At 67.2% G+C, this 25,409-nt stretch carries 25 protein-coding genes and 1 tRNA gene; 12 read left to right on the top strand and 14 right to left on the bottom strand.

The genetic code is table 11. The features are described 5' to 3' along the window. Window positions 1–74 precede the first annotated feature (74 nt). A complete protein-coding gene (cuyB, locus tag EV687_RS10030) occupies window positions 75–824 on the top strand; it encodes a cysteate racemase (protein ID WP_122230243.1) in 750 nt (249 codons plus the stop codon). 28 nt (window positions 825–852) lie between these two features. Here cuyB and EV687_RS10025 read toward each other — a convergent pair whose 3' ends face one another. The 5 genes from EV687_RS10025 to trkA form a co-directional block, all read right to left on the bottom strand. Then, window positions 853–2,106 carry a DUF4268 domain-containing protein gene (locus EV687_RS10025; RefSeq protein ID WP_207226422.1) on the bottom strand — a complete coding sequence of 418 codons (1,254 nt, stop codon included), beginning with the start codon at window positions 2,104–2,106 and terminating at the stop codon, window positions 853–855. 229 nt (window positions 2,107–2,335) lie between these two features. Then, window positions 2,336–2,425, bottom strand: a tRNA-Ser gene (locus EV687_RS10020). Between the two features lie 64 nt (window positions 2,426–2,489). Next, entirely contained in the window at window positions 2,490–3,461 is a 972-nt protein-coding gene (locus tag EV687_RS10015) for a 2-oxoglutarate and iron-dependent oxygenase domain-containing protein (RefSeq protein WP_122230247.1), read from the bottom strand. A gap of 134 nt (window positions 3,462–3,595) precedes the next feature. Continuing rightward, a complete protein-coding gene (locus EV687_RS10010) occupies window positions 3,596–5,062 on the bottom strand; it encodes a TrkH family potassium uptake protein (protein ID WP_122230249.1) in 1,467 nt (488 codons plus the stop codon). Window positions 5,063–5,089: 27 nt separating this feature from the next. Further along, window positions 5,090–6,763 carry a Trk system potassium transporter TrkA gene (trkA, locus tag EV687_RS10005; protein WP_122230251.1) on the bottom strand — a complete coding sequence of 558 codons (1,674 nt, stop codon included), beginning with the start codon at window positions 6,761–6,763 and terminating at the stop codon, window positions 5,090–5,092. Between the two features lie 141 nt (window positions 6,764–6,904). Between trkA and EV687_RS10000 the strand changes: the two genes are divergently transcribed. Next, complete coding sequence (locus tag EV687_RS10000; RefSeq protein WP_122230253.1) at window positions 6,905–8,101, top strand: DSD1 family PLP-dependent enzyme; 1,197 nt, start codon at window positions 6,905–6,907, stop codon at window positions 8,099–8,101. A gap of 23 nt (window positions 8,102–8,124) precedes the next feature. Here EV687_RS10000 and EV687_RS09995 read toward each other — a convergent pair whose 3' ends face one another. From EV687_RS09995 to dcd, 7 genes are all read right to left on the bottom strand, one after another. Further along, on the bottom strand, window positions 8,125–8,796 hold the full coding sequence (locus EV687_RS09995; RefSeq protein ID WP_122230255.1) for a YIP1 family protein: 672 nt from the start codon (window positions 8,794–8,796) through the stop codon (window positions 8,125–8,127). Between the two features lie 14 nt (window positions 8,797–8,810). Continuing rightward, complete coding sequence (locus EV687_RS09990) at window positions 8,811–10,136, bottom strand: dihydroorotase (RefSeq protein WP_122230257.1); 1,326 nt, start codon at window positions 10,134–10,136, stop codon at window positions 8,811–8,813. 53 nt (window positions 10,137–10,189) lie between these two features. Beyond that, the gene (locus EV687_RS09985; protein ID WP_122230259.1) at window positions 10,190–11,152 is read right to left on the bottom strand and encodes an aspartate carbamoyltransferase catalytic subunit; all 963 of its coding nucleotides are present in this window, start codon (window positions 11,150–11,152) and stop codon (window positions 10,190–10,192) included. Window positions 11,153–11,159: 7 nt separating this feature from the next. Continuing rightward, window positions 11,160–11,675, bottom strand: coding sequence for a bifunctional pyr operon transcriptional regulator/uracil phosphoribosyltransferase PyrR (gene pyrR / locus EV687_RS09980; protein ID WP_122230261.1), 516 nt, complete (start codon window positions 11,673–11,675; stop codon window positions 11,160–11,162). Beyond that, complete coding sequence (gene ruvX, locus EV687_RS09975) at window positions 11,672–12,100, bottom strand: Holliday junction resolvase RuvX (protein ID WP_122230263.1); 429 nt, start codon at window positions 12,098–12,100, stop codon at window positions 11,672–11,674. The genes pyrR and ruvX overlap by 4 nt, the downstream gene beginning before the upstream one ends. Continuing rightward, window positions 12,093–12,680, bottom strand: a complete 588-nt coding sequence (locus EV687_RS09970) for a YqgE/AlgH family protein (protein ID WP_122230265.1) — start codon at window positions 12,678–12,680, stop codon at window positions 12,093–12,095. The genes ruvX and EV687_RS09970 overlap by 8 nt, the downstream gene beginning before the upstream one ends. 63 nt (window positions 12,681–12,743) lie before the next feature. Then, on the bottom strand, window positions 12,744–13,310 hold the full coding sequence (gene dcd, locus EV687_RS09965) for a dCTP deaminase (protein ID WP_122230267.1): 567 nt from the start codon (window positions 13,308–13,310) through the stop codon (window positions 12,744–12,746). Between the two features lie 173 nt (window positions 13,311–13,483). On the opposite strand from dcd, the gene EV687_RS09960 reads away from it, so the two are divergent. Both EV687_RS09960 and EV687_RS09955 read left to right on the top strand, forming a co-directional pair. Then, window positions 13,484–14,125: an L-threonylcarbamoyladenylate synthase gene (locus EV687_RS09960; RefSeq protein WP_122230603.1), complete on the top strand. Its 642-nt coding sequence runs from the start codon at window positions 13,484–13,486 to the stop codon at window positions 14,123–14,125. A gap of 99 nt (window positions 14,126–14,224) precedes the next feature. Continuing rightward, window positions 14,225–14,884 carry a site-2 protease family protein gene (locus EV687_RS09955; protein WP_122230269.1) on the top strand — a complete coding sequence of 220 codons (660 nt, stop codon included), beginning with the start codon at window positions 14,225–14,227 and terminating at the stop codon, window positions 14,882–14,884. Window positions 14,885–14,946: 62 nt separating this feature from the next. On the opposite strand, the gene EV687_RS09950 is transcribed toward EV687_RS09955, so the two are convergent. Continuing rightward, the gene (locus EV687_RS09950) at window positions 14,947–15,792 is read right to left on the bottom strand and encodes an EamA family transporter (RefSeq protein WP_122230271.1); all 846 of its coding nucleotides are present in this window, start codon (window positions 15,790–15,792) and stop codon (window positions 14,947–14,949) included. A 596-nt stretch (window positions 15,793–16,388) separates the two neighbouring features. Between EV687_RS09950 and glyQ the strand changes: the two genes are divergently transcribed. From glyQ to EV687_RS09910, 8 genes are all read left to right on the top strand, one after another. Beyond that, window positions 16,389–17,312 (top strand): glycine--tRNA ligase subunit alpha, encoded by a 924-nt coding sequence (gene glyQ, locus EV687_RS09945; RefSeq protein ID WP_122230273.1) that lies wholly within the window; start codon window positions 16,389–16,391, stop codon window positions 17,310–17,312. Window positions 17,313–17,366: 54 nt separating this feature from the next. Beyond that, window positions 17,367–17,888 carry a metal-dependent hydrolase gene (locus tag EV687_RS09940; RefSeq protein ID WP_122230275.1) on the top strand — a complete coding sequence of 174 codons (522 nt, stop codon included), beginning with the start codon at window positions 17,367–17,369 and terminating at the stop codon, window positions 17,886–17,888. A gap of 339 nt (window positions 17,889–18,227) precedes the next feature. After that, window positions 18,228–18,809 carry a MarR family transcriptional regulator gene (locus EV687_RS09935; protein ID WP_122230277.1) on the top strand — a complete coding sequence of 194 codons (582 nt, stop codon included), beginning with the start codon at window positions 18,228–18,230 and terminating at the stop codon, window positions 18,807–18,809. Window positions 18,810–18,819: 10 nt separating this feature from the next. Beyond that, a complete protein-coding gene (locus EV687_RS09930; protein ID WP_122230279.1) occupies window positions 18,820–19,245 on the top strand; it encodes a hypothetical protein in 426 nt (141 codons plus the stop codon). 133 nt (window positions 19,246–19,378) lie between these two features. After that, the gene (gene glyS / locus EV687_RS09925) at window positions 19,379–21,511 is read left to right on the top strand and encodes a glycine--tRNA ligase subunit beta (protein WP_122230605.1); all 2,133 of its coding nucleotides are present in this window, start codon (window positions 19,379–19,381) and stop codon (window positions 21,509–21,511) included. 110 nt (window positions 21,512–21,621) lie between these two features. Further along, window positions 21,622–22,608: a Bug family tripartite tricarboxylate transporter substrate binding protein gene (locus tag EV687_RS09920; RefSeq protein ID WP_122230281.1), complete on the top strand. Its 987-nt coding sequence runs from the start codon at window positions 21,622–21,624 to the stop codon at window positions 22,606–22,608. 174 nt (window positions 22,609–22,782) lie between these two features. Next, entirely contained in the window at window positions 22,783–23,580 is a 798-nt protein-coding gene (locus tag EV687_RS09915; protein WP_122230607.1) for a lysophospholipid acyltransferase family protein, read from the top strand. Next, window positions 23,577–24,506: a M48 family metallopeptidase gene (locus EV687_RS09910; protein WP_162846636.1), complete on the top strand. Its 930-nt coding sequence runs from the start codon at window positions 23,577–23,579 to the stop codon at window positions 24,504–24,506. Before EV687_RS09915 ends, EV687_RS09910 begins: the two co-directional genes overlap by 4 nt. 237 nt (window positions 24,507–24,743) lie before the next feature. Here the strand turns inward: EV687_RS09910 and EV687_RS09905 are convergent, their stop codons facing one another. Then, a complete protein-coding gene (locus tag EV687_RS09905; RefSeq protein WP_130466484.1) occupies window positions 24,744–25,340 on the bottom strand; it encodes a hypothetical protein in 597 nt (198 codons plus the stop codon). Between the last annotated feature and the right edge of the window lie 69 nt (window positions 25,341–25,409).

Here is a 25,409-nt window from a genome sequence, read left to right as displayed (position 1 = left end):
CCGCCATGGCCGCGCAATTGGCTCTCCATGTTCCCTTTGCACAGATGAACGAGATCCGACACCTTGTTGAAGCCATGCCGCCCACGTTCCGGCTTGGCGTGCTGGGCGGCATGGGGCCGCTGGCCACGGTCGACTTTCTGCACAAGCTGGTGCTGTCAACCCCCGCGCAAAGAGACCAGGACCACGTGCCGACCGTGGTGTGGAACGTGCCGCAGATCGCGGACCGCCAGCAAGCCATTGCCGGTGCCGGGCCTTCACCGCTGCCGCAATTGCTTGACGCCGTGGCCGGCCTCAATCAGGCCGGGGCGACGTTGATCGTCATGCCCTGCAACACGGTGCACCACTGGATCGAGCCACTCAGAAGGGCCAGCCCGGCGCCACTCCTGCACATCGTGGATGCGACGCTCGAAGTCCTGGAGCAGCGCCATGCGGGCGAGGATGGAGCGGGCCGCGCGGAGCGGTGCGTCGGGCTCGTTGCGACCAAAGGCGCGCTGCGGGCACGCCTTTACCAGGACAGGCTGCAGCAGCATGGCTGGCGCGTGCTGGAAAACACCAGCGAGGAGCTTGAGCAGCTCTTCACGCCAGGCTGCTACGCCATCAAGCGCAATGCGCTCGATGAAGGCAGCGCGCTGCTGGAGAAGGCCGCCGCCGCGCTGGCAGCGCGCGGCGCCCGGCACCTGATCCTGGCTTGCACGGAGGTGCCGCTGGCCTTGGCGCATCGGCAGTCGCCATTGCTGGGGCTCAGCGTCGACCCCAACCAGGCGCTGGCCTGGTCTGTGCTGCGGCACTGGGAGGCGGTGCAAGGCGCGCAGGGCACAACATGACGAAAGCCGGGACGGCTGGATCCTCTGGTTACGCCGCCGCTTCTTTCGAGAACTGCGTACGCGCCAGGTTCCGAAGCCCGGGGACTTCCTTGTCGAAGACTTTCTCCATTTTCTTCACGTGATCGACGAGCCAATCGATCATCACGGGCCAGTTTTCCCGGTCATGCCCATCGAAAGGCGCGGCGCATTCGATGAGTGAGACTTTCTTGTCGTCCATGCGGCGCCATGACAGTGGGGCACCGAATTCGGCATCCAGTTGTTCACGGCGCGCGAAGAGATGGTCGAATAGAGCCTTGTTGGCCTCTTTCGACCGGGTGCCGAGCGCAAAGTCAACCCGCGTTTCGTCACGGTTGAAGATCATCGAGTAGTAGATGCCGCTTGTGCCCGAGCCAGCGTTGAGCCAGTGATCTCGGCTAGGACTGACGTTGGCGTACAGGGCGACGTTCGCCGTGCGTAGTGCTTCGAGAGCCGCATGCCAGAAGTCGGTGCGCAGTTGATGCCGTGTCGCCTGCCCGCGCTCCGATGATTGCTCTTCATCTTCTTTCTCGGAGATGCCGATCATGAGTTCTTCAGCCTCTGGAAGCGGAATGACCTGCTCGACCGTCAGGAAAAGATCATTGCCATCCTTGAATGGTGTCGCTCGAAAACACTTGACGAAGACGCGATGCTTGAGGAGCCAAAGGACGGTGGATGTCACTTCCTTGCGGAACTGTGCGGCCACCATGATGAGTCGCTGATCGTTCCCCGGATTGAGCACCACTTCGGCGAACTCCTCCTGTCCGAGGAAGTCGCAGATGAGCGCCTTCGCATCCTGCCCTGGCCGAGCCTTGTCGAGATACTTCTGGAATATCTCGGCGATCTGCGATTTTGAAAGCGTCGAGCAGTACGATGCATACTTGAGCGCCTGCCAAACGACATCTTTTCCGGAGTCATCGAGCTTGTTCTCGATGATGGTCAGATTCCCGTTCTTGTCGATGGCCAGCAGGTCCAAGCGCTCACGCGTGTCGTCGAAACCGTCGAACTCCTTCTGGATGATCAGCAGTTCCTCCCCGAGCGCGTCGGGCTGGTTGGCCAGCCATTCCTGAAGATGGTGCCGTTCCGTGAAGCCAAGCTCCGAGAAACTCACTTCCTTCAACTTGACGATGCGGTTCGATGCGTGGTTGATCCGGAACATGTGAGCAATCGGGTTTCGAGTTTTGCGATCATGGCGGAAACGCCAGCAATTCAGGCCTGCAACAGGCCGATCGCCGATGTCTCGCCATTTCTTGGCGCCCAGTTCCACATGCTGTCGATGGCGAGCAGGCAGGCCTGGTTTTCGCCATGGAACTCCCCGGTGCTGTCAATGCCAGAAGCGATCAATCGGTTTTGTGTGGAATAAGGTCAAAAGGGGGCTCAAGCCAACGCACTCAGCCGCACGCATTGCCATGGGTCGCATTGGTGTGACCAAAAGCAAAGAAGCCACCGGTTCGGTGGCTTCTTTACGGTCAAAATCAAAGAATGACTTTGCTTTCTGGCGGAGAGGGTGGGATTCGAACCCACGGTACGCTTGCACGTACGCCTGATTTCGAGTCAGGTACATTCGACCACTCTGCCACCTCTCCTGGTTGGGTCGCTGCATGGCGAAGCAGCGCATTCTAGCAGAGTTTATGGCATGCGAACGGCTTGTCAGCCGGCGGGCTGCGGCTCGGTGCGCCGGTGTGCATAGGTCTCGGCAAACCGGCCGAGCATGTAGGCGCTGCAGGTGGTGGGCTGGTACTTGGGCGGGCTGTCGGCATCGAAGCAGCCGGGCAGGCAGTCGATCACGGTGTCCGGGTTGGGTTCGGCGAAGAACGGCATGGAGTACCGGTCCGCACCATGCGGGCTGACGACGCGGTGCAGCGTGGACTTGTAGCGGTCGTTGCTCCAGCGCGCCATCATGTCGCCGATGTTGACGACAAAGCTGCCGTCGATGGAAGGTGCGTCGATCCACTCGCCCTGGGCGTTGCGCACCTGCAGGCCGCCGACCTTGTCCTGGTAGAGCAGCGTGACGCAGCCATAGTCGGTGTGGGCGCCGGCGCCGTGCGGCACCACCCCGCTGCCTTCGGGGCGTGGCGGGTAGTGGATGGTGCGCAGCACGCTGATGGGTTCGTGAAAGCGCGCGTCGAAGAAATCCTTGCCGGCACCCAGCGCCACCGCCAGCGCGCGCAGCAGCGTCAGCGAGAGAGCGTGCATGTCGCGGTAGTGGTGGTCCATCAGCGTCTGCCAGCCGGCGATGTCCGGGTGGCGGTTGGGGCCGCGCAGCGGCTTGCCGGCCAGCACATCCGGGTGGTCCTCGGGCATGTGGAAACCCATGTTGAAGGTTTCCTTGTAGTCGCCCGGTTGGGCGGGGTCGAGTTGCTCGGCCGACAGCGCGCCGTAGCCGCGGTGGTGCGGGCTGTGGGTGATGTCGATCTGGAGCTTCTCTTGCAGCGGCAGCGCGTAGAAGTCCTTCATCATGCCCAGTACCGCGTCGATGCGCGCCTGGGTGATGGGGTGGCCGGTGATGTAGAAGAAGCCCCATTCGCGGCAGGCCTGGTCGATTTGCTGCGCCACGGCGCGCAGCGCGTCGTCGTCATCCTGGTAGAGGGGGCTGATGTCGATGAGGGGCAGGGAAGGCATGGCGGTGCAGCGGCAAAGCGATGGTTGACGGTGTTGGCGCCAAGTATCCACCAGCGACGCCCGTGGCGGGAGACTTCCGGACTGTTTTGTTGAGGTAAGTCGTGCGGACCTGCGGCGACCCGCAGCCGCCGCGCTCAGCGGCGCCAGAACGAGGGCATCAGCAGCACCATGAAGCTGAGGATCTCCAGGCGCCCGAGCAGCATGGCCAGCGAGCACACCCAGAGCTGGAAGTCGTTGAGTTCCGCATAGGTCGAGGCCGGACCGACCAGGCCGAGCCCGGGGCCGGCGCAATGCAGGCTGGCGATCACCGCCGAGAAGGCGGTGATGATGTCCAGGTCCGAGAGCATCAGCAGCATGCTCAGCACCAGGATGGTGGCCCAGTAGAACAGCATGAAGGCCAGCACCGAGAAAATGATGTTGGGCTCGACGATGCGGTTGCCCAGGCGCACCGGCTTGATGGCGCGTGGGTGCACCAGCCGGGTGAGCTCGCGCATGCCCTGCTGCACGAGGATGAGCACGCGGATCATCTTGATGCCGCCGCCGGTCGAACCGGCGCTGGTGGCCAGGCCCGAGAGGAACAGCATCAGCAGTGGCACGAACACCGGCCAGAGCAGGTAGTCGGTGTTGGCAAAGCCGGTGGTGGTGGCCAGCGAGATGGTGTTGAACATGCCGTGGCGCAGCGCCTCCAGTGGCGCATAGGTGCCGCGCAGCCACAGCAGTGCGGTCACGAAGAGGCCGCCGATGACCAGAGTCAGCAAGGTCGCGCGCACTTCCACGTCACGCCAGAAGCCGCGCAGGCTGCGCCGTCGCATGGCGACGAAGTACAGCGCGAAGTTGCAGCTGGCCACCAGCATGAAGAGCACCGCGATGGCCTCGAGCAGCGGCGAGTCGAAGTAGCCGAAGCTGCGGTCATGGGTGGAGAGGCCGCCCAGGCTGACGGTGGTGAACATGTGCATCAGCGCATCGGCCCAGCCCATGCCGCCGGCCCAGTAGGCGGCAAAACATGCCAGCGACAGGCCCACGTACACGCTCCACAGCCCCTTGGCGGTCTGCGTGATGCGCGGCGTCAGCTTGGTATCCTTGACCGGGCCGGCCACCTCGGCTTTGAAAACCTGGCTGCCGCCCACGCCGAGCATCGGCAGGATGGCCACCGCCAGGATCAGAATGCCCATGCCGCCGAGCCACTGCATGAAGGTGCGCCAGACGTTGATCGAGAGCGGCAGCCGGTCGATGCCGTGCAGCACCGTCGAGCCGGTGGTGGTCAGCGCCGAGACCGCCTCGAAATAGGCGTGCGTGAAGGAAATGCCGGCATGCAGATGGCGCATCACCAGCAGCAGCGGAACGGTGGCGAAAAGCGGCAGCACCAGCCAGACCATGGTCACCAGCAGCACGCCGTGGCGTGGCTGCAGCTCGCGCCGGTCGCGGTGCAGCGGCCAGAAGCCGATGACGCCCAGGCCCACGCCCAGCAGCAGCGCCAGCGCGTAGTCCTGCCACAGGCCGTCATGGCTCAGCAGCGAGACGCCCAGCGGCAGCGCCAGGCACAGCGAAAACAGCACCAGCAGGCCGCAGAGAACACGCAGGACGGGCTGAAAGTCATTCATGACGATGGATGTCGATGTCGGTCTGCGTCAGAAAAAGGTCGGCTTGACGCTGAAGACCTTCTCGATTTCGCGCACCAGGCGCTTGTGTGGCAGGAAGAAGACGACGTGGTCACCCGATTCGATCACCGTGTCCCGGTTCGGGAAGATGACCTGGGGTTCGCGGGGCGCGTCCGGTGCCGGCGGTGCCGCTGCCGCCTCGGTTTCGGCGGCTGGCCTGGCCGCGGGCGCGGGTGCCGAGGCCGGCGAGGGCGCCGCAGCGGCAGCCTGTGCGGCCTGCATCTCCGGCAGCGCCGACGCCTCCCGTGTCGATGGGGAGGCTGGCGCGTCCGGTGCCGGTGGCGCCGCTGCGTCAGCTGCCGCATTGGCGGCAGCATCGGCGCCGGCGGCACCAGGCTGCGGCTGCGCGGGCTCCAGGCCCCGGGCGATCAGGCCGATGTGCACGTCGCGCGGCAGCTTGAGCTCGCCGACCTTGTGGCCCACCACGCGCGAGGTCTTCGCGTCGCCGCGCGCGACGATCTCCAGCGCCTCGGCGACGCCGCGGCGCAGGCTGTGCACTGCCTGCACGTCGCCCTGGCGCACGAAGGTCAGCAACTCGCCGAGCATGGCCTGCGCGGGCGTGAGCGCAATGTCCACCTGCGTGCCGTGCATCAGGTCGGCGTAGCTGCGCTGGTTGATCAGCGCCAGCACCCGCTTGGCGCCCATGCGCTTGGCCAGCAGGCTGGTCATGATGTTGTTCTCGTCGTCGTTGGAGAGCGCCAGCAGCAGGTCCACCTCTTCGATGCTTTCCTGCTCCAGGAAGTCCTCGTCCGTGCCCTCGGCGTTGAAGAGCAGCACATCGTCGGGCATGGTGGCCGACAGGCCCGTGCTGACCTCGCTGTCGCGCTCGACCACCTTGATGCGGTAATAGCCTTTGCGCTGTTGCACCAGCGACTGCGCCAGCTTGAGAGCGACGATGCCGCCATCGACGATCATGATGCGCCGCACCGTCACGGCCGGCGCCTCGATGGGTTTGGCCAGCAGCGTCAGCACCTCGGCAATGTGCTCCCGCGCGGCCAGCACGAACACCTCGTCATCGGGTTCGATGCGGGTGCTGCCATCGCTCTGGATGAAGCGGTCGGGCTGGTCGGCAAAGCGCCGGTAGATGGCCACGATGCGCATCGGCAGCTCGGGCATCAGCGCACGCACCTCGCCGATGGTGCGGCTGACCATGGGCGCGGCCGCGCGCGCGCGCACCGAGGCCAGCATGGCGCGGCCACCGGCGAACTCGCGCACCTGCATGGCCTGCGGATACTCCACCAGCAGGTTCAGGTAGCGCGTGAGCGAGTCCTCGGGCCGCAGGCAATGGTCCACCGCGAAGCCCTCGGGGCCGAGCAGCTTGGACTCCTCCATCCAGGCGCCCGAGCGCACCCGCGCGATGCGCGTCGGGATGTTGAAGACCATGTGCCCGATCTTGCAGCACACCAGGTTGGTTTCGTCGGCGCTGGCGCAGGCGATCAGCAGGTCCGTGTCCTGCGCACCGGCATCGGCCAGCACGGCCGGGTCCACGCCATTGCCCAGCACGCCGCGCAGGTCGTAGCGCGACTCCAGGTCGCGCAGGCGCTGGCGATCGGTGTCGATCACCGTGATATCGTTGCGCTCGAGCACCAGGCTGTCGGCCACTGCCTGGCCCACGCGGCCGGCGCCGAGGATGATGATTTTCATGGCAATGGTGGGGTTGGGTGTTGCTTTGAACGGATTCTTATCGCGGCAGTGGCGTCATCATACTGAAGGGCGGCTCTGTCCCATCTCCCGGAGCCCGCCAATGTCGTGGCGCTGGCGCCACCCGCATTCCGAGCAAGAACCATGCACGCACCACCGACCATTCCCGCACCGGGCAGACCAGCCGCCAGCATCGACACCCCGGCGCTGGTGATCGACCTCGACGCCATGGAGCGCAACATCGCCCGCATGGCCGCTTTCGCCAGCGCCCACGGCGTGGCCTGGCGCCCACATGCCAAGCTGCACAAATGCGCGCAGCTGGCCCAGCGGCTGGTCGCGGCCGGGGCGGTGGGCTGCTGCGTGCAGAAAACCGGCGAGGCCGAGGCGCTGGCCGCCGCCGGGATGCGCGACATCTACCTCAGCAACCAGTTGGTCGCGCCCGCCAAGCTGGCGCGGCTGGTGGCACTGGCGGTCCGGCTGCAGGCCGAGGGTGGCCGGCTGGCGCTGGCGGCCGACAGCGCCCATGGCATCGAACAGCTGGCCGCCGCCATCGCGGCACTGCCGCCTGCCCGGCGCCCGCGCGAGGCGCTGCCGGTGTTCGTGGAGATCAACATCGGGCAGGACCGCTGCGGCGCCGCCCCCGGCGCCGAGGCACTGGCGCTGGCGCAGCAGATCGGCCGCCACCCGGCGCTCTCCTTTGCCGGCCTGCACGCCTACCATGGCGGCGCGCAGCACATCCGCGCATACACCGAACGCGCGCAGGCCATGCAGGAGGCTTACCAGCAGGTGGTGCTGACCCGAACCCTGCTGCAGGCGGCCGGCATTGCCGTGCCATGCATCACCGGCGCGGGCACCGGCACCTTGGTCAGCGAGGCCGCCAGCGGCCTCTACACCGAGCTGCAGCCAGGCTCCTTCCTGTTCATGGATGCGGACTACGCCCGCAACGAATGGCCGGTCGGCGCGCCCGCCTTTGAGCATGCGCTTTTCGTGCACACCCAGGTGATCTCGCGCCATGCCGAGCGTGCCGTCTGCGACGCCGGCCACAAGAGCCACGCCATCGACTCGGGCCTGCCCACGGTATGGAACTTCGGCGCGCCGCCCGCGCTGGCCTTCGGCAATGGCGGCGACGAGCATGGCATTCTCACGCTGGCAGCCGGTGCCAGTGCCCATCCCGGTACCGGCGGGGGGCTGCCGGCATTGGGCGAGACGCTCTGGCTGGTGCCGGGCCACTGCGATCCCACCGTCAACCTGCACGACGTGATGATCGGCGTGCGCGGCGGCCTGCGCGAAGGCGTGGTCGAGGAGGTTTTGCGTGTCGATGCGCGGGGCGCGCTCGGCTGAGTGCAACGCCTGGGAGCAGGTTCTCAGGGCAGGGGCTCAAGCTCGGGCTGCAGCATCTTCTCGACCACGGCGCGGATTTCATCGGCCGACATCTGGCTGAATTCTTCCTGCGTGATGCCCATGGCCTCGAGCCGTGCGCTGAATTGCCGGCTCGAATACTCGCCCACCAGGGCCGAGCCCGCCAGCAGCACGCCCAGTACCGTGAACGTAATGGCGGCCTTGCGGCGGGCGATGCCGTGCACCTCGACACTGGCGACGACCAGCAGGTAGCTGGTCCAGGCGATGCCCACCAGGATGCCCAGGTAAGGAATCAGGTTGATGATCACCGTCAGCGGGTTGATCGCCAGCGTCGCGGTCACGCAGCGGAACGCCGTCTCATAGCGCTGCTGCGAGCCCAGCAGCTTCCAGACCAGGAACAGGATGCCGCCGACGATGAAGGCCGCGCCGATGGTCATCAGCGGCACCGTCACCAGGATGTCCAGCAGCGAGGCGCGGGCGCCGCCGCCGGCCAGCATGATCAGCGCCGCCAGCAGCGCCGAGACGACCGCCATGGCGCTGGCGAACACCAGTGGTTCGGCCAGCGCGCCCGTGCGCGGCATGGTGCGGAAGTAGTCGGCCGGCCGGGTGATGACGTAGAGCGCCAGCGCCAGGATGCGCTTGGGATCGAACAGGGAGGTGGGGGGATTCGAAGGCATGGTTTGTCGGCGTCTCAGGGATGGGCCGGCTGAGGAGCCGGCTGCGCGGCGCGCTCGAAGGCCACCTCGCCCGCCACCAGCGTGGCGCGCACGCGGCCGGGCAGCTCGTAGCCCTCGAAAGGCGTCTGCTTGCCGCTGCTTTGCAGCGCATCGGGGCCGACCACCCAGCTGGCGGCCGGGTCATACAGGCACAGGTCGGCCACGCCGCCCTGCACCAGCCGGCCGACGCTGGCGCGCAGCGTGCCCAGCGCCTCGCCGGCGACCTGCGCGGCGCCGCTGGTGACGGCAGCGATTGCGCGCGCCAGTGGCACCTGCGCATCGTCCGACCACTTGTGCGCCAGCGCCAGCAGCAGCTCCAGGCCCGTGGCGCCGGGCGCGGCCTCCGCAAAGGGCATGGTCTTGGCATCGTCATCGACCGGCGTGTGGTCGGAGACCAGCGCGTCGATGGTGCCATCGGCCAGCGCGGCGGCCAGCGCCTCGCGGTCGCGCTGCTGGCGCAGCGGCGGGTTCAGGCGCGCGCGGCTGTCGAAGAAGCCGATGTCCAGGTCCGTGAGGAAAAGCGAGTTGATGCTGACGTCGCAGGTCACCGGCAGGCCTTCGGCCCTGGCCTGGCGCACCAGCTCGACGCCCTGGGCGCTGCTGAGGCGGCACAGGTGCACGTGGCAGGGGGCGCTGCGCAGCAGTTCGAAGATGGTGTGCAGCGCAATGGTCTCAGCCGCCACCGGCACGCCCGAGAGGCCCAGGCGCTGCGCCAGCGGGCTGCTGGCCGCCACGCCCTTGCCCAGTGCATGGTCCTGCGGGCGCAGCCACACCGAGTAGCCGAAGGTGCTGGCGTACTGCAGCGCGCGCTGCAGCACCTGGTTGTCGCGCAGCGCCACGTCGGCCTGGCTGAAGCCGATGCAGCCGGCGTGGGTGAGGTGCGCCAGCTCGGTCAGCACCTCGCCCTTGAGGCCGCGGGTGAGCGCGCCCAGCGGGAACAGGCGGGACTGGCGCAGGTTGGCGGCGCGGAACTTGAGCATCTCCACCAGGCCCGCCTCGTCGAGGATGGGGGCGGTATCGGGCGGGCAGACCACGCTGGTGACGCCGCCGGCCGCGGCGGCATGCATTTCCGTCTCGAGCAGGCCGGCATGCTCGTAGCCGGGCTCGCCCAGGCGTGCGCACAGGTCCACCAGGCCGGGCAGCACCCAGAGGCCGTTGGCGTCGATCTGGCGATCAGGGGCGAAGTCGGCCGGCAGGCTGCCGATGCCGACGATGCGGCCGCTGGCGATGGCGATGCTGCCGATGGTGTCCAGGCCGCTGGCTGGGTCGATGATGCGGCCGCCCTGAATCAGTGTTTTCATGCGATGTCCTTGCGATGCTGGATGGGGACGCGGGAGGTGCCGTGCACGCCGCGTCAGGCCTCGTTGCCGGCGACGATGGACATCACCGCCATGCGCACGGCGATGCCGAAGGTCACCTGCGGCAGGATCACGCTCTGGCGGCCGTCGGCCACGTCCGAATCGATCTCGACGCCGCGGTTGATCGGCCCCGGGTGCATGACGATGGCATCGGGTTTGGCCAGCTGCAGCCGCTCGGGCGTGAGGCCGAAGGTCTGGAAGTACTCCTGGCTGGAGGGCAGCAGCGCGCCGCTCATGCGCTCGTTCTGCAGCCGCAGCATGATGACCACGTCGGCACCACGGATGCCGTCTTCCAGATTGTGGAAGACCCGCGCGCCCATGGCCGAGAAGTTTTCGGGCACCAGCGTCTTGGGGCCCACCACGCGTACCTCGGGGCAGCCCAGCGTGGTGAGCGCGTGGATGTCCGAGCGCGCCACGCGCGAGTGCAGCACGTCGCCGACGATGGCCACCGTGAGATTGCTGAAATCCTTCTTGTAGTGGCGGATGGTGTACATGTCCAGCAGCCCCTGCGTGGGGTGGGCATGGCGGCCGTCGCCGGCATTGACGACGTGCACGTGCGGCGCGACGTGTTGCGCGATCAGGTAGGGCGCGCCCGATTCGCTGTGGCGCACGACAAAAATGTCGGCGGCCATGGCCGAGAGGTTGGCCACGGTGTCGAGCAGCGTCTCGCCCTTGGCGGTGGATGAACGCCCGATGTCCAGCGTGAACACGTCGGCCGAGAGGCGCTTGGCGGCGATGTCGAAGGTGGTGCGGGTGCGCGTGCTGTTCTCGAAGAACAGGTTGAAGACGCTCTTGCCGCGCAGCAGCGGCACTTTCTTGACCTCGCGGTCGGCCACCGAGACGAAGTTGCTGGCGGTGTCCAGGATGTGCGTGAGGATGTCGCGCGAGAGGCCCTCGGTGGAGAGCAGGTGGATGAGTTCGCCGTGCTTGTTGAGCTGCGGGTTGTGGCGGGCCAGCATGGTGTTCTCAAGCCTCCTCGATGGCAAAGTGCAGGCTGCCGTCGTCGCGGCGGGCCAGTGCCAGCTTTTGGCTGGCGCGCAGCGACAGGCGCGCGGCGGCAAAGTCGGCCTGGATCGGCAGCTGCCGTCCGCCGCGATCGACCAGCACCGCCAGGCGTACGCGCGCCGGGCGGCCATAGTCGAACAGTTCGTTGATGACGGCGCGGATGGTGCGGCCGGTGTAGAGCACGTCGTCGAGCACCAGGATGTCGGCACTGTTGACGTCGAAGGCCAGCGAGGTCTGGGCGCTGGCGGTGAGGCCGCGCTGGGCGAAGTCGTCGCGGTGCAGCGCCGAGGAGAGCGTGCTCAGCGGCTGCGGCAGCTGCAGGTCGCGGATCAACCGCTCCCCCAGCCAGACACCGCCGGAGGTGATGCCGGCCAGCTGCGTGTCCTTGTCCAGCAGGCGCGCCACGCCCGCGCGCAGGTCGGCATACAGGCTCTCGGCATCGAGTGCCAGCAGGCCCGAAGACCCAGATTCGCTCATTCCAGACTCCTTAAAAACTGTGCGAGGATGATAGCCGCAGATTGCGCGTCGACTTGGCGCTCGTCGGCCCCGCCCGCCAGCGCCTCGGTGGTGCTGTAGCGCTCGTCCACGCCGAACACCGGCAGTCCGAAGCGCCCGTGCAGCCCGCGCATGAACTTGCGCGCGCGCAGCGTGTTCTCGTGTTCGGCGCCATCGGGGTGGAAGGGGATGCCCACCACCAGCGCGTCGGGCCGCCATTCATCGAGGTAGGCCGCCGCCAGCGGAAATTGCGCCTTGCCCTCGGCGGCGAGGGTGCCCACCGGATTGGCGCTGCCGAGCATGCGCGTGCCCACTGCCACGCCGGTGCGGCGCGTGCCGTAGTCGAAGGCGAGGAAGGTCTGCCAGTGCGCTTGCACGCTGGCGTCGGGAGGCATGTTCTCAGGCATGACCGACGGTGGGGACGATCTGCTGCGGCAGGATGCCCAGCAGCGCGAAGGCGCGCGCATAGCGTTCCTGCGGCGGCAGGGCGAACAGCCAGTCGGCATCGGCCTTGACGGTCAACCAGGCATTGGCGGCCAGTTCGCTCTCGAGCTGGCCCTCGTCCCACGAGGAGCAGCCCAGCGCCAGCAGTGCGTGGCGGGGCCCGGCGCCCTGGGCCAGGTCGTCCATCACGTCGCGCGAGGAGGTCATCGCCAGTCCGCTGGTGATTGGCAGCGTGGAGGCATAGCCATCCTCTCCCTCGCCGGCCACGTCGTGCAGCACGAAGCCGCGGTCCTGGTGCAGCGGGCCGCCCAGCAGCACCGGCAGGTCGGCCAGATCCTTGCGCGGCAGCGGCATCTCCAGCCGCGAGAACAGGTGCCGCACGCGGATGTCGGTGGTCTTGTTGATGATGAGGCCGAGCGCGCCCTGATCGTTGTGCTCGCACAGATAGACCACGCTGCCGCCGAACAACTCGTCTTCCATTCCGGGCATGGCGATGAGCAGGTGTCCGGTCAGGTCGATGGACGGGGCGGGCGGCTTGGGCATGGGCGTATTTTACGTCGCGCCACGCGGCGGCGGGCGGCGCCCCGGACGCGCCGGGGCAGGTTCTCAGGTGCGCGGCAGCGTCACGCCGTGCTGGCCCTGGTACTTGCCGCCGCGGTCCTTGTAGCTGACTTCGGGCGGCTCGTCGCCTTCGAGGAACAGCACCTGCGCGCAGCCTTCGCCAGCGTAGATCTTGGCCGGCAGCGGCGTGGTGTTGGAGAACTCCAGCGTCACATAGCCCTCCCATTCCGGCTCGAAGGGCGTGACGTTGACGATGATGCCGCAGCGCGCATAGGTGCTTTTGCCCAGGCAGATCGTCAGCACATTGCGCGGAATCCGGAAATACTCCACCGTGCGGGCCAGCGCGAAGCTGTTGGGCGGAATGATGCAGTGGTCGCCCTCGAAGTCGACGAAGCTCTTCTCGTCGAAGTGCTTCGGATCCACCACCGTGCTGTGGATGTTGGTGAAGACCTTGAATTCGCGCGCGCAGCGGATGTCGTAGCCATAGCTGCTGGTGCCGTAGCTGATGATCTTCTGGCCGTCGGCCTCGCGCACCTGGCCGGGTTCGAACGGCTCGATCATGCCGTGCTGCTCGGCCATGCGGCGGATCCACTTGTCGCTCTTGATGCTCATGCTGCTTGCGTCGTGCCCAACGTCCCTGGATGAATCGGCAAATTGTAGCGGGCGGCAATGGTGGATGCCCCAAGAGCCTGGGCTCGCCGCTGGCGATTGCGGCACAATGGCCCTCTTTCGCCCGCATCTCGTATCAGGCGGCGTCAGCGCCGCGCACAGGCAATCGCACCGCCATGGCCCAATATTTCGAAGTCCATCCCGTCAACCCCCAGCCGCGCCTGCTTGGCCAGGCCGCCGACCTGCTGCGCCAGGGCGAGGTGCTTGCCGTGCCCACCGATTCGAGCTACGCGCTGGTCTGCCAGCTCGATGACAAGGCGGCGGTGGACCACCTGCGGCGCATCCGCGGCGTCGACGACAAGCACCTGCTGACGCTGATCTGCAAGGACCTCTCGGAGCTGGCCAGCTACGCGCGGGTGGACAACCGCCAGTTCCGCCTGCTCAAGCAGGCCACGCCCGGGCCCTACACCTTCGTGCTGCCGGCCAGCAAGGAAGTACCGAGGCGCATCAGCCACCCGCAGCGCAAGACCATCGGCCTGCGCGTGCCCGAGCACCCCGTCATCCGCGGCTTGCTGGACATCCTGGGCGCGCCGCTGCTGGCGAGCACGCTGATCCTGCCCGGCGAGGAAGATCCGGTGAGCGATCCCGAGGAAATCCGCGAGCGCCTCGACCATGAGTTGGGCGCCGTCATCGACGCCGGTACCGTGCCCATCAAACCCACCACCGTGCTGGACCTGACCAGCATGGATGGCGGCGGCGATGCCACCGTGCTGCGCGCCGGCCAGGGCAGCCTGCAGGCGCTGGGCCTGGGCGGATGAGGGGCGCCGCGTTCCTGCCCGACGTCCTCCGCCAACCCGTCATCCCTTGAACATCGGCCGTGCCACGGTACGGCCGCTTCCCCTCCGACACCCATAGCCGTGAATACCGACAACATCATCCAGACCATCGTCATGATGGCCATCCCCGTGCTGCTGGCCATCACCATCCACGAAGCCGCGCATGGCTATGCGGCCCGCCACTTCGGCGACCGCACCGCCGAGATGCTCGGGCGCATCACGCTCAACCCGTTCAAGCACATCGATCCGATCGGCACCATCGTCATTCCGCTGCTGCTGTTCTTCGCCACCAGCGGCAGCTTCATGTTCGGCTACGCCAAGCCGGTGCCCATCAACGGCCGCAACCTGAAGAATCCGCGCCGCGACATGGTCTGGATCGCGCTGGCCGGCCCGGCCTCCAACTTCATCCAGGCGGTGCTGTGGACCGCGTTGATGGCCGGCCTGCTGCTGGCAGGCGTGCGCGAGCCCTTCTTCATCGGCATGGCCAATGCCGGCATCGTGGTCAACCTGGTGCTGGGCGTGCTCAACCTCTTTCCGCTTCCGCCGCTCGATGGCGGCCGCATCGCCGTCGGCCTGCTGCCCTACAAGCCCGCCAGCATGCTGGCGCGGCTCGAACCCTTCGGTTTCTTCATCGTCATGGGCCTGCTGCTGGTGGGCGTGCTCGACCGCTACTGGCTGATCCCGCTGGTCAACCTGGGGCAAAGCCTGCTGCTGCAGCCGCTGCTGTGGCTGACGGGCTGAATTCTTTCCGGCCGCTGTGACGCGGCCCCCGTGCCGGGGTTTGCAGACACACGCTATCCCAGCTACCCCAGCCGGATGGCGGCAATGCCGGCGATGATGGTCAACGCCGAAAGCAGCCGCCAGCGCGAGGGTGGCTCGCGCAGCATCACCGCCGAGATGCCCAGCGCGAACAGTACGCTGGTTTCGCGCAGTGCCGCCACCAGCGCGATGGGCGCCACCGTCATGGCCCAGATCGCCACCCAGTAGGAACCCAGCGACATGGCTCCGCCGCACAGCCCGCTGCGCCAGAACGGCAGCAGCGCACCCAGCGCGCGGGGGCCGCGGCGCAGCAGCAGCACGGCCAGCATGACCAGCCCATCGAATACGAAAAGCCACACGACATAGCCGTGCGCGTCGGCGTTGCGGCGTGCGCCAAGCCCATCGACGAGCGTATAGCCGGCGATGAAGACGGAGGTCAGCAGCGCAAAGCCGATGGCCCGCCTGTCGGGCCGGGAGCGCTGCCGTCCGCCCCGCACGGACATCAGCCAGATGCCGGCGATCAGCAGCCCCATGCCGGTCTGGGCCATCGCCCCGAGCGATTCGCCAAAGCCCAATGCCATGACAATCGCCACCAGCAGGGGCGCCGTGCCGCGCGCAATGGGGTAGACCTGTGCCAGGTCGCCTGTGCGGTAGGCCTGGATCAGGAACAGCTTGTAGCCGGTATGCAGCCCCATCGAGGCCAGCAGCCAGGGCCAGACCTGCACATCCGGGACGGCGACGAACGGCGCCATCGGCAGGGCCAGCGCAGTGACCGCCAGCGCCACCAAGGTCATCGACAGGAACGGGTCCAGCCCGGTCTTGACGATCGCGTTCCAGCCCGCATGACAGGCCGCGCCGGCGAGCACCGCCAGAAACACCCACATATCCATCTACCACGCTCCCTCTGCGTTTGCGTCAACCGCACCCATACCCCCTGTGCCACTACGGCGCGAGGTGATGGACGTACCGTCAGCTTACGAACTTCGGACTCTGCAGGGAAGCGATATGCTGGAATGCGCAATGCATCCATAAATGCACAATGGTGCGGCGCCTCTCCTCCCCCAATGCCCTGCGGCCCCGCAGTTCGAGTCTTCGGGCTGGCCGGCTGATGGGCTGGCAGGTTAAGCCGAGCCGTCAGCCTTCTTTGGCGGCCTTCTTGAATGTGAATGTCCTGAAATCGGGCTCGGGAGCCTGGAACCGCGGATCCCCTCAACCGCCGCCTCGGCTCGTGAAATGAAAATGATTGACCCGGATTGGTGCGCGCCAAGTGACCAAAGGCGCTCCGAAGCACCCGAAGCACCCGAAGCACCCCGAAGCGCGGTGGGCCCTGCCCCGCCAAGGCGCCCGGCCGCACCCTTGCCGTAGAATCGGCGCTTTCGCCCCGACATGTCGGGGCTGGTCGCGCTGCCAGGCAGTACGGCGAGCATGGCGGTGCCTGAGCGGCTGCCAGCCCGGCGGCGCGCGCACTTTGATGCATCCTCCATCCATGTTGACCTTCCAGCAAATCATCCTCACCCTGCAGAACTATTGGGACCAGCAAGGCTGCACGCTGCTGCAGCCGTATGACATGGAGGTGGGCGCGGGCACCAGCCACACGGCGACCTTTCTGCGCGCCATCGGCCCCGAACCGTGGCGGGCGGCCTATGTGCAACCCAGCCGCCGTCCCAAGGATGGCCGCTACGGCGAGAACCCCAACCGCCTGCAGCACTACTACCAGTACCAGGTGGTCCTGAAGCCGGCGCCGGCCAACATCCTCGACCTGTACCTGGGCAGCCTGGAGGCGCTGGGCTTCGACCTGAAGAAGAACGACATCCGCTTCGTCGAGGACGACTGGGAGAACCCCACGCTCGGCGCCTGGGGCCTGGGCTGGGAGGTCTGGCTCAACGGCATGGAGGTGACGCAGTTCACCTACTTCCAGCAGGTTGGCGGCATCGACTGCCGGCCCATCACTGGCGAGATCACCTACGGGCTCGAACGCCTGGCAATGTACCTGCAGGGCGTCGAGAACGTCTACGACCTGACCTATTCCGAGGGCGTGAGCTATGGCGACGTGTTCCACCAGAACGAGGTGGAGCAGTCGACCTACAACTTCGAGCATTCGGATGTGGACTTCCTCTTCACCGCCTTTGCCGCCTACGAGAAGGAAGCGCAGCTGCTGATGGAAAAGCAGCTGGCCCTGCCGGCCTACGAGCAGGTGCTCAAGGCCGCGCATACCTTCAACCTGCTGGACGCGCGCGGGGCGATCTCGGTGACCGAGCGCGCCGCCTACATCGGCCGCATCCGCAATCTGGCGCGCAGCGTTGCGCGCGCCTACTACGAGAGCCGCGAGCGCCTGGGCTTCCCGATGGCGCCGCGCGAATGGGTGGCGCAGATCGAGAAGGCCGCCGGCACCGACAGGAAGGCGGCCTGAGCGGCCCAGTCGCCGTTCCGTCGCCACCGCTGCATCACAACGAGCCTGCCCGCCATGCCCACGATCTTCACGCACGTTGCCGTTCCGCTCGCCGCCAAGGTGGCGCTGGGCGCGCGCGTGCCCGCATCGATGCTGCTGATGGGCATGCTCGCGTCCGTCCTGCCGGATTTCGACGGCATCCCCAACCAGTTCGGCATGCGCCTGGACGGTATCTGGGGCCACCGCGGTTTCACGCACTCGATCGGCTTTGCCTTCGCGGTGGGCTGTATCGGTCTGGGTTTTGCGCGGCGCTGGGGCATTGCCATGTGGAAGGCCTGGCTGTGGATGTTCGTCTGCTGCTTCTCGCACCCGCTGCTCGATGCCTGCACCACCGGCCGCTATGGCGTGCCGCTGCTGTGGCCGTTCAGTGATGCGCGCTATGTCAGCGCCTGGCAGTTCATCCTGGTCTCGCCGGTGAACTGGCAACGCTTCTTCTCGGCGCGCGGGCTGGCCACGCTGCAGAACGAATTCTTCACCGTGTGGCTGCCGCTGATGGGTGCGGCGCTGCTGGTGCTGCTGGGGCGCAAGCTGCGCTGAGAACCTGTTGACGATCTTTTCATGGGCCACGCAGGAGGCCAAAAACGCAGTGGGCAACGCCGCCCGGCGCGTTTTTGACCTCCTGCTCTTCGGGTTGCGCCCTCAGGCGCGCGCTGCGGTGTGACAAATCCTCGCCGGGCCACCGGTCCGACTGCGGTTTGCGCCTTGCATCGCATCGCCTGGCGGGACAACGTGACCCATGAAAAGATCGTCAACAGGTTCTGAGGGCGGCATAGTTCCTTCTGGAACGTTGGAATCCATGTCGGAAATTGGATCGATCAAGCCATTATTGAGCATTATCATGCCAAAAATTGGATCGATAATGCTAGAATCCGGCGCATGAGTCTCGCCAGCGCCCTGTTCTCCGACAGTCAGGCCCGCACCCTGGAATGGTTGTTTGGCCAGCCTGACCGCGCCTTCCATCTGAACGAGCTGCGCCGCCTATCGGGGCTGGGCAGCGCCTCCATCCAGCGGGAATTGAAGCGCCTGGTGGAGGCCGGCCTGGTGCGGACTGAACGGGTGGGCAACCTGCGTCGTTTCCAGGCCGCCCCGGACAGCCCCATCTACGAGGAACTGGTTGCGCTCACGCGCAAGACCCTGGGTATGGCCGTGCGTTTGCATGACGCGCTCGAACCACTGGAGTCCAACCTCAATCTGGCGCTGATCTATGGCTCCGTAGCCAAGCAGACCGACACGGCCCACAGTGATATCGATGTGCTGCTGGTGGGGGAGGCGCTGACCCTTTCGCAGGTGCTTGAGCGCCTGCTGCCGGTGGAGCAGGCGCTGGGGCGCAGGATCAATCCGAATCTGTTCACCCCCCGGGAGTTCGCGCAGCGCCTGCAGCAGCCCGATTCGTTCGTGCGGCGCATGCTGTCGCAGCCGACGGTGGTGCTGTACGGCAGCCTGCCGGAAACGCCATGAAGGACGGGCCGTGAGCAAACCGGAACTGGAAAACCTGCGGCGCATCGGCCAGCTCAAGGCCGAGCCGGCCAATGCGCAGGAGATCGGCCGCATGCTGGAGCTGGCGCAGACGCGCCTGGCGGATGCACGGCTGGACAGCCTCTCGCTCGAAGGCCACTTCACCAGTGCCTACAACGCCGCGCATGGCGCCGCGCTGGCGGCGCTGCGCTGGTGGGGTTACCGCAGCGAGAACCGCTTCACGGTGTTCCAGTGCCTGGCCCATACGATTGGTTGGCCGGCCAGCCGCTGGCGGGTGCTGGATGCCGCGCACCAGAAGCGCAACCTGGCTGAATATGAGGGTTACCTGGACATCGAGGCATCCGCTGTCGAGGAGCTGACCGCGCTGGCCGCCGATCTGCTGCGGGATGTGCGCACGCTCACGGCCAAAACCCGCTGAACCGGGCGCCGCGGAAATCGCGCCGATAATGCAGGGTTTGCAAGGCTGGCGGGCCACATCTGCCCGCGCATCACGCCTTCTGTCATTCGAGCCGCTGCGCGGCCTGACCGCCATCACCCATTCCAGAACGCAGATGACCACCGAAAACCTGCTTGTCGAACTCTTCGTCGAAGAACTGCCGCCCAAGGCCCTGCAAAAGCTGGGCGATGCCTTTGCCAGCGGCATCGCTGCCAGTCTCGAAGGCCAGGGCCTGGTCGCCAGTGGCGCGGCCGTCACCGGCTACGCCACGCCGCGCCGCCTGGCTGTGCACATCATCGGCGTGGCAGCCAAGGCGGCCGACAAGCCCGTCTCGCAAAAGCTCATGCCCGTCTCGGTCGGCCTCAAGGACGGCCAGGCCACGCCTGCGCTGCTCAAGAAGCTTGGCGCGCTGGGGCTGGACGAGGGCGCGGTAGCGCAGCTCAAGCGCCAGGGCGAAGGCAAGAACGAAGCGCTGTTCCTCGACAGTGTGCAAAGCGGCGCCACGCTGGCCGAAGGCTTGCAGAAGGCGCTGGACGAGACCATCCGCAGCCTGCCGATTCCCAAGGTCATGACCTACCAGCTCGAGACCGGCGTGGCCCTGCCGGGCTGGGACAGCGTGCAGTTCGTGCGCCCGGCGCACGGGCTGGTGGCGCTGCACGGCAGCGCCGTGGTGCCGGTGACGGCGCTGGGCCTGCAAAGCGGCAACGCCACGCATGGGCACCGCTTCGAGGCCAGCGTCGAACCCATCGTGCTGCAGCACGCCGACGGCTATGCTCGGCAATTGCATGACGAGGGCGCGGTGATCGCCAGCTACGCCGAGCGCCGCCAGCGCATTGCCGAGCAGCTGCAGGCCGCCGCCGCGCGGGTGGGCCAGGGCGCGCGGCCGGTGCATGACGAAGACCTGCTCGACGAAGTCAACGCGCTGGTCGAGCGCCCCAATGTGCTGACCTGCCAGTTCGAGGCGGAATTCCTGCAGGTGCCGCAGGAGTGCCTGATCCTCACCATGAAGGCCAACCAGAAGTACTTCCCGCTGCTCGACGCCGAGGGGCGGCTGACCAACCGCTTCCTGGTGGTCAGCAACATCAGCCCCGAGGACGCCAGTGCCGTGATCGGGGGCAACGAGCGCGTGGTGCGCCCGCGCCTGGCCGATGCCAAGTTCTTCTTCGACCAGGACCGCAAGAAGACACTGGCGAGCCGCCTGCCGCAGCTGGCCAGGGTGGTCTACCACAACAAGCTGGGCACGCAGGGCGAGCGCGTCGAGCGCGTGCGCGCCATTGCCCGCGCGATTGCCGAGAGGCTCGGCGTGGACGTGGCGCTGGTCGACACCGCCGCGCAACTGGCCAAGACCGATCTCGTTACCGACATGGTGGGTGAATTCCCCGAACTGCAGGGCGTCATGGGGCGCTACTACGCGCTCAATGACGGCCTGGCGGAGGAAGTGGCCGACGCCATCGAGGATCACTACAAACCCCGCTTCGCCGGCGATGCGCTGCCGCGCGGCGCGGTGGGGGTTGCCGTGGCGCTGGCCGACAAGCTCGAGACCCTGGTGGGCATGTTCGGCATCGGCAATCTGCCCACTGGCGACAAGGACCCGTTCGCGCTGCGCCGCCACGCGCTGGGCGTGATCCGCATGCTGGTCGAGAAGGCGCCGCAACTGGCCTTGGACGACGTGCTGCAGGCCGCGCAGGCGGCCTTCACCAGCCACCTGCCCACAGGTACCGAGTTCGGCGATGCCAGCGCCTCGCTGAGTGCTTTCATCTACGAGCGCCTGGCCGGCAGCCTGCGCGAGCAGGGCTACACCGCGCAGGAGGTCGATGCCGTGCTGGCCCAGCAGCCGCAGCGCCTGGCCGATGTGGGCCAGCGCCTGCAGGCCGTGCGCGTCTTCGCCCAGTTGCCCGAAGCCGAGGCGCTGGCTGCGGCCAACAAGCGCGTCTCCAACATCCTGAAGAAGGCCGACGGCGAGGTACAGGCCACGGTGAACCAGGGGTTGCTGCAGGAGGAGGCCGAGAAGGCCCTCTACGCCGCATTGCAGGCTGTTGCTCCCCAGGCCCAGGCCGCCTACGCCGCCGGCGACTATACCGCCAGCCTGCAGGCGCTGGCCGCGCTCAAGGCGCCGGTCGATGCCTTCTTCGACCAGGTGATGGTCAATGCCGAGGACGCTGCGCTCAAGGCCAACCGGCTGGGCCTGCTCAAGAGACTTCAGCAGGCCATGAACCAGGTGGCGGACCTCTCGCGCCTGGCCGCCTGAACAGGCTTGCCGCGCCACCGGCCTGCTGGTCATCCCGCCTTGACAGGCGGGATGGCAGCCCCGAAAGTCGGGCGGACGACCTTCATATCCACAGCGTATCCGGAGATTCCATGTTCAAGAAACTGCTTGCCGGCCTGGCCATGATGGGCCTGGGCATCACCGCTGCCATGGCGCAAGGCGCGGGCGCCAACTGGCCGACCAAGCCGATCCGCATGATCGTGCCCTTTCCGCCCGGCGGCGGCACCGACATCCTGGCACGGCTGGTCTCGGCCAAGCTGGGTGAGGCCAATGGCTGGACCATCGTCGCAGACAACAAGCCGGGCGTGGGCGGCACACTGGGCATCACCGAACTGGTGCGGGCCGCGCCGGCCGGTTATGACATCGCGCTGGGCCAGAAGGACAACCTGGTCATCGGCCCCTGGCTTTACAAAAGTCTCACCTGGAACCCGGTCAACGATCTGACCGCCGTCGCCCACGTAGCCTACTCGCCGGTGCTGATTTCCACCAGCGCCCAGTCCCCGTACAAAACCCTGGCCGACGTGGTGACTGCCGCCAAGGCCAGGCCCACTGCCGTGACCTATGGTTCGCCCGGCAACGGTACTTCCATCCACCTGGCCGCGCACCTCTTCGAGCAGGCGGCCGGCGTGCAGCTGACGCACATTCCCTACCGCGGATCCAACCCCGCGCTGGTGGATGTGCTGGCCGGAAACGTGGATCTGCTGGTGTCCTCGGTGCCCTCGGCCATCGGGCAGATCAACTCCGGCAACCTGCGGCCGCTGGCGGTGACTTCGGCTCGGCGCAGCAGCTCGCTGCCGGATGTGCCGACCATTGCCGAATCGGGCATCGAGGGCGTGGGTGATTTCGACGTCAGCACCTGGTACGGCATGGTGGCGCCGGCCGGCACGCCCGCCGAAGTGGTCCGCGCGCTCAATACGCAGGTCAATGCGCTGCTGGCCACACCCGAGATGCAAAAGGCCATCCAGGCCCAGGGCGCCGAGCCGCTGGCCATGACGCAGACCGAATTCGCCACCTTCCTCCAGCAGGACTACGAGGCCTGGCGGGGCATCGTCGAGAGCTCGGGCGTGGCCATCGACTGAAGGCCCCTGTTGCGGGGGGCATTGCGCCAGGGGTGTATATTCGCGCCCAGTTTCCCGAGGACCGAGCCACCCGTGACCGCGCCACCGACCCCCCCTTCATTCTCCCTGCCTCCACGCCCCACCGGCCTGCGCTATGCCAGGGCCGCACTGCTCTCCTGGCTGCACCTGCTCGTCATGGGCAGCACCATGGTGGTTTACGCGCTGACACTGTTCGTGGTGGCGCTGTTCAGGCGCGGCGAGCCGATCTACCGCGTCGGCGTGGCCTGGCTGGCCATCTGTGTCAGCAGTGCGCGTTGGCTGCTGGGCATCCACCACCGGGTGCAGGGTCTGGAGAACCTGCCGGCGCACAGCCGCGAGCAGGGGGTGGTGATCCTGGTCAAACACCAGTCCACCTACGAGACCTTTCTGATGCCGCTGGTGCTGCGCCACGTGGTGCTCTCCTATGTGTTCAAGAAGGAACTGCTCTCGATTCCCTTCTTCGGCTGGGGCATCGGGCGCATGGACATGATCCACATCGACCGCAGCCAGGGCGCCAAGGCCTTCCACAAAGTGCTGCAGCAGGGCAAGAAGCTCATCGGCATGGGCAACTGGATCATCATGTTCCCCGAGGGCACGCGCGTGGCACGCGGCCAGGTGGGCAACTACAAGACCAGCGGTGCGCGCCTGGCCATCGAGACCGGCTCCGTGGTGGTGCCGGTGGCGGTGGCCTCGGCCCGTTGCTGGGGGCCGCGCGCCATCGTCAAGTACCCGGGCATGGTCGATGTCTCGATCGGCGCACCGATCCGTTCCGAGGGCAAGACGCCGCAGCAGCTCACGCAGGAGGCGCAGGACTGGATCGAGACCGAAATGCGCCGCCTCGACCCGGCGGCTTATCCGGCCAACCCGGCTTCTTCGGCCGAGCCGGCGCCAGCTACCCAAGCGCCCGGAACGGACGCCACCGACGCCCACCACGGCGACAGCGGCCACGCGTGACCCGCCCCGCTTCCGCGCGAGCCGCCGCTTCGCCGCTGCAAAGCCTGTGGGGCGATGCGCAGGATGCGCTCGACCGCGCCAATGGCGTGTGGCCGCACCCGCAGGCCAACCGCCAGCTCAGCCTTGACTGCGACGGGCAGGTCTACCGCATTGCCTACAGGCTGGAGGCGGCGCGGCGGCGCACCATCGGCATCAGCGTCAGCGCGCAGGGCCTGCGCGTGCGTGCGCCGCACTGGCTGGCCCAGCGTCATATCGATACCGCGCTGCAGGAACGCGCGCCCTGGATCATCAGCAAGCTGCAGCAGCAATACGCGGCGGCGCAGGAAGGCGCGCATGCGCCGCTGCGCTGGCACGATGGCGCCTGTTTCGCCTACCGGGGCGGTCAGGTGCGTGTGGTGCTGGGCCTGGCAGGCCGCCGTGCCGTGTTGCAGCCCGTGGCCATGGCCGCGCCATCCGGCCAGGACGGTGCGCAGCAAGGCAATGGGCAGGATGCGGCGACCGGCCAGGGCGACGTGGCCTGCCATGTGTTGCACCTGCCGCTGCCGCCGCGCAGCAGCGCCGCGCAGATTGCAGCCAGCGTGGAACGCTGGCTGCGTCAGCAGGCGCTGGCGCTGATGCAGGAGCGCCTGGCCATCTACGCGCCGCGCATGGGCGTGACGCCCAGCGGCCTGGGTCTGACCAGCGCGCAGACGCGCTGGGGCAGCGCCAGCAGCAACGGCCGCATCCGCCTGCACTGGCGGTTGGCGCAAATGGACTTGCCGTTGTTCGACTACGTGCTGGTGCACGAGCTGGCCCACCTGCATGAGATGAACCACGGTCCGCGCTTCTGGCAGTGGGTGGCCGAGGTGATGCCCGACTACGCCGAGCAGCGCGCCCGCCTCAAGCAGGTGCGCCTGCCGCCCTGGGGCGGTGCGGAAGGCGCCTAGGAACCTGCTCGGGTCTTTTCGCGGGCGGCGTTGCCCGCCTTGCCCAGACCGCCAGTCTGGGCTGCGACGGGCGTCTTGCCCACGGCGTTTTTGCCTCCTGCCCTTCGGGTTGCCCCGGCAGGCGCGCGCTGCGGCGTTACAAATCCTCGCCGGGCCACCGGCCCGACTGTAGTTTGCGCCTTGCATCGCATCGCCTGGTGGGGCAACGTGGCCCACGAAAAGATCGTGAACAGGTTCTTACTGTGCGAACTGTGCCTTGGCGTCGTTGCCGCAGGTCTTCTTGGCGTCGCCCGAAAGGTCGTCGCAGCGTTCCTTGGCGGCTTCGTACTCGGCCTTGCGGACGGCTTCCTCGCCCTGCAGGCGGACCTTGCTCAGTTCGGCCTCGCGGGCGTCGCCGGTGGCCTCGCTGCTGGCTTCGGTGTAGTGCAGGCGGGCGGTCTCGATGGCGCGCACCTGCTCGGCCTTGGCGTCCTTCTCGCAGACATCCTTGGCATTGCCTTCCTGGGCGCCGCATTGTGTCTTGGCCACGTCGTAGGCGGCGTCGGCCTGGGCCTTGGCGAGGTCATGCTCGGCTTTCGGGCCGGGCTCGTGCCGGGCGTCCAGCTGGGCATGGGCCACTTTCTCCTTGCCCTGGGCTTCGGCCTGGCACACGTCCTTGGCGGTACCCGAGAGGCTGTCGCAGCGTTCCTTGTCGGCCTGGTAGCTGGCCTTGATCTGGTCCTTCTGGGCGTCATACTCCTCCTTGGTGAGGGCGTGGGCGCCGCCGATCAGCAGCGCGGAGCTCAGCAGCATGGCCAGGCGGGGACGGCTCAAGAGGTTCGGGCGTTGGGTCATGGTGTACTCCTTGGATTTCATTCGATTGGGGTGTCGCGATGCTGCTCCTGCGGCCGCAGGAGCGCAAGC

This window comes from Corticibacter populi (assembly GCF_004217315.1).
GTDB classification, from domain to species: domain Bacteria; phylum Pseudomonadota; class Gammaproteobacteria; order Burkholderiales; family Burkholderiaceae_C; genus Lampropedia; species Lampropedia populi.
Note: the sequence above shows the minus strand (reverse complement) of the source record. Positions and strands in the feature narration are given on the sequence as shown.

Coding starts and splice junctions, on each gene's coding strand:
- cuyB (WP_122230243.1), top strand. CDS start 75: ATGCCGCCCACGTTCCGGCTTGGCGTGCTGGGCGGCATGGGGCCGCTG.
- EV687_RS10015 (WP_122230247.1), bottom strand. CDS start 3,461: ATGCCTTCCCTGCCCCTCATCGACATCAGCCCCCTCTACCAGGATGAC.
- EV687_RS10010 (WP_122230249.1), bottom strand. CDS start 5,062: ATGAATGACTTTCAGCCCGTCCTGCGTGTTCTCTGCGGCCTGCTGGTG.
- trkA (WP_122230251.1), bottom strand. CDS start 6,763: ATGAAAATCATCATCCTCGGCGCCGGCCGCGTGGGCCAGGCAGTGGCC.
- EV687_RS10000 (WP_122230253.1), top strand. CDS start 6,905: ATGCACGCACCACCGACCATTCCCGCACCGGGCAGACCAGCCGCCAGC.
- EV687_RS09995 (WP_122230255.1), bottom strand. CDS start 8,796: ATGCCTTCGAATCCCCCCACCTCCCTGTTCGATCCCAAGCGCATCCTG.
- EV687_RS09990 (WP_122230257.1), bottom strand. CDS start 10,136: ATGAAAACACTGATTCAGGGCGGCCGCATCATCGACCCAGCCAGCGGC.
- EV687_RS09985 (WP_122230259.1), bottom strand. CDS start 11,152: ATGCTGGCCCGCCACAACCCGCAGCTCAACAAGCACGGCGAACTCATC.
- pyrR (WP_122230261.1), bottom strand. CDS start 11,675: ATGAGCGAATCTGGGTCTTCGGGCCTGCTGGCACTCGATGCCGAGAGC.
- ruvX (WP_122230263.1), bottom strand. CDS start 12,100: ATGCCTGAGAACATGCCTCCCGACGCCAGCGTGCAAGCGCACTGGCAG.
- EV687_RS09970 (WP_122230265.1), bottom strand. CDS start 12,680: ATGCCCAAGCCGCCCGCCCCGTCCATCGACCTGACCGGACACCTGCTC.
- dcd (WP_122230267.1), bottom strand. CDS start 13,310: ATGAGCATCAAGAGCGACAAGTGGATCCGCCGCATGGCCGAGCAGCAC.
- EV687_RS09960 (WP_122230603.1), top strand. CDS start 13,484: ATGGCCCAATATTTCGAAGTCCATCCCGTCAACCCCCAGCCGCGCCTG.
- EV687_RS09950 (WP_122230271.1), bottom strand. CDS start 15,792: ATGGATATGTGGGTGTTTCTGGCGGTGCTCGCCGGCGCGGCCTGTCAT.
- glyQ (WP_122230273.1), top strand. CDS start 16,389: ATGTTGACCTTCCAGCAAATCATCCTCACCCTGCAGAACTATTGGGAC.
- EV687_RS09940 (WP_122230275.1), top strand. CDS start 17,367: ATGCCCACGATCTTCACGCACGTTGCCGTTCCGCTCGCCGCCAAGGTG.
- EV687_RS09935 (WP_122230277.1), top strand. CDS start 18,228: ATGAGTCTCGCCAGCGCCCTGTTCTCCGACAGTCAGGCCCGCACCCTG.
- glyS (WP_122230605.1), top strand. CDS start 19,379: ATGACCACCGAAAACCTGCTTGTCGAACTCTTCGTCGAAGAACTGCCG.
- EV687_RS09920 (WP_122230281.1), top strand. CDS start 21,622: ATGTTCAAGAAACTGCTTGCCGGCCTGGCCATGATGGGCCTGGGCATC.
- EV687_RS09915 (WP_122230607.1), top strand. CDS start 22,783: ATGGGCAGCACCATGGTGGTTTACGCGCTGACACTGTTCGTGGTGGCG.
- EV687_RS09905 (WP_130466484.1), bottom strand. CDS start 25,340: ATGACCCAACGCCCGAACCTCTTGAGCCGTCCCCGCCTGGCCATGCTG.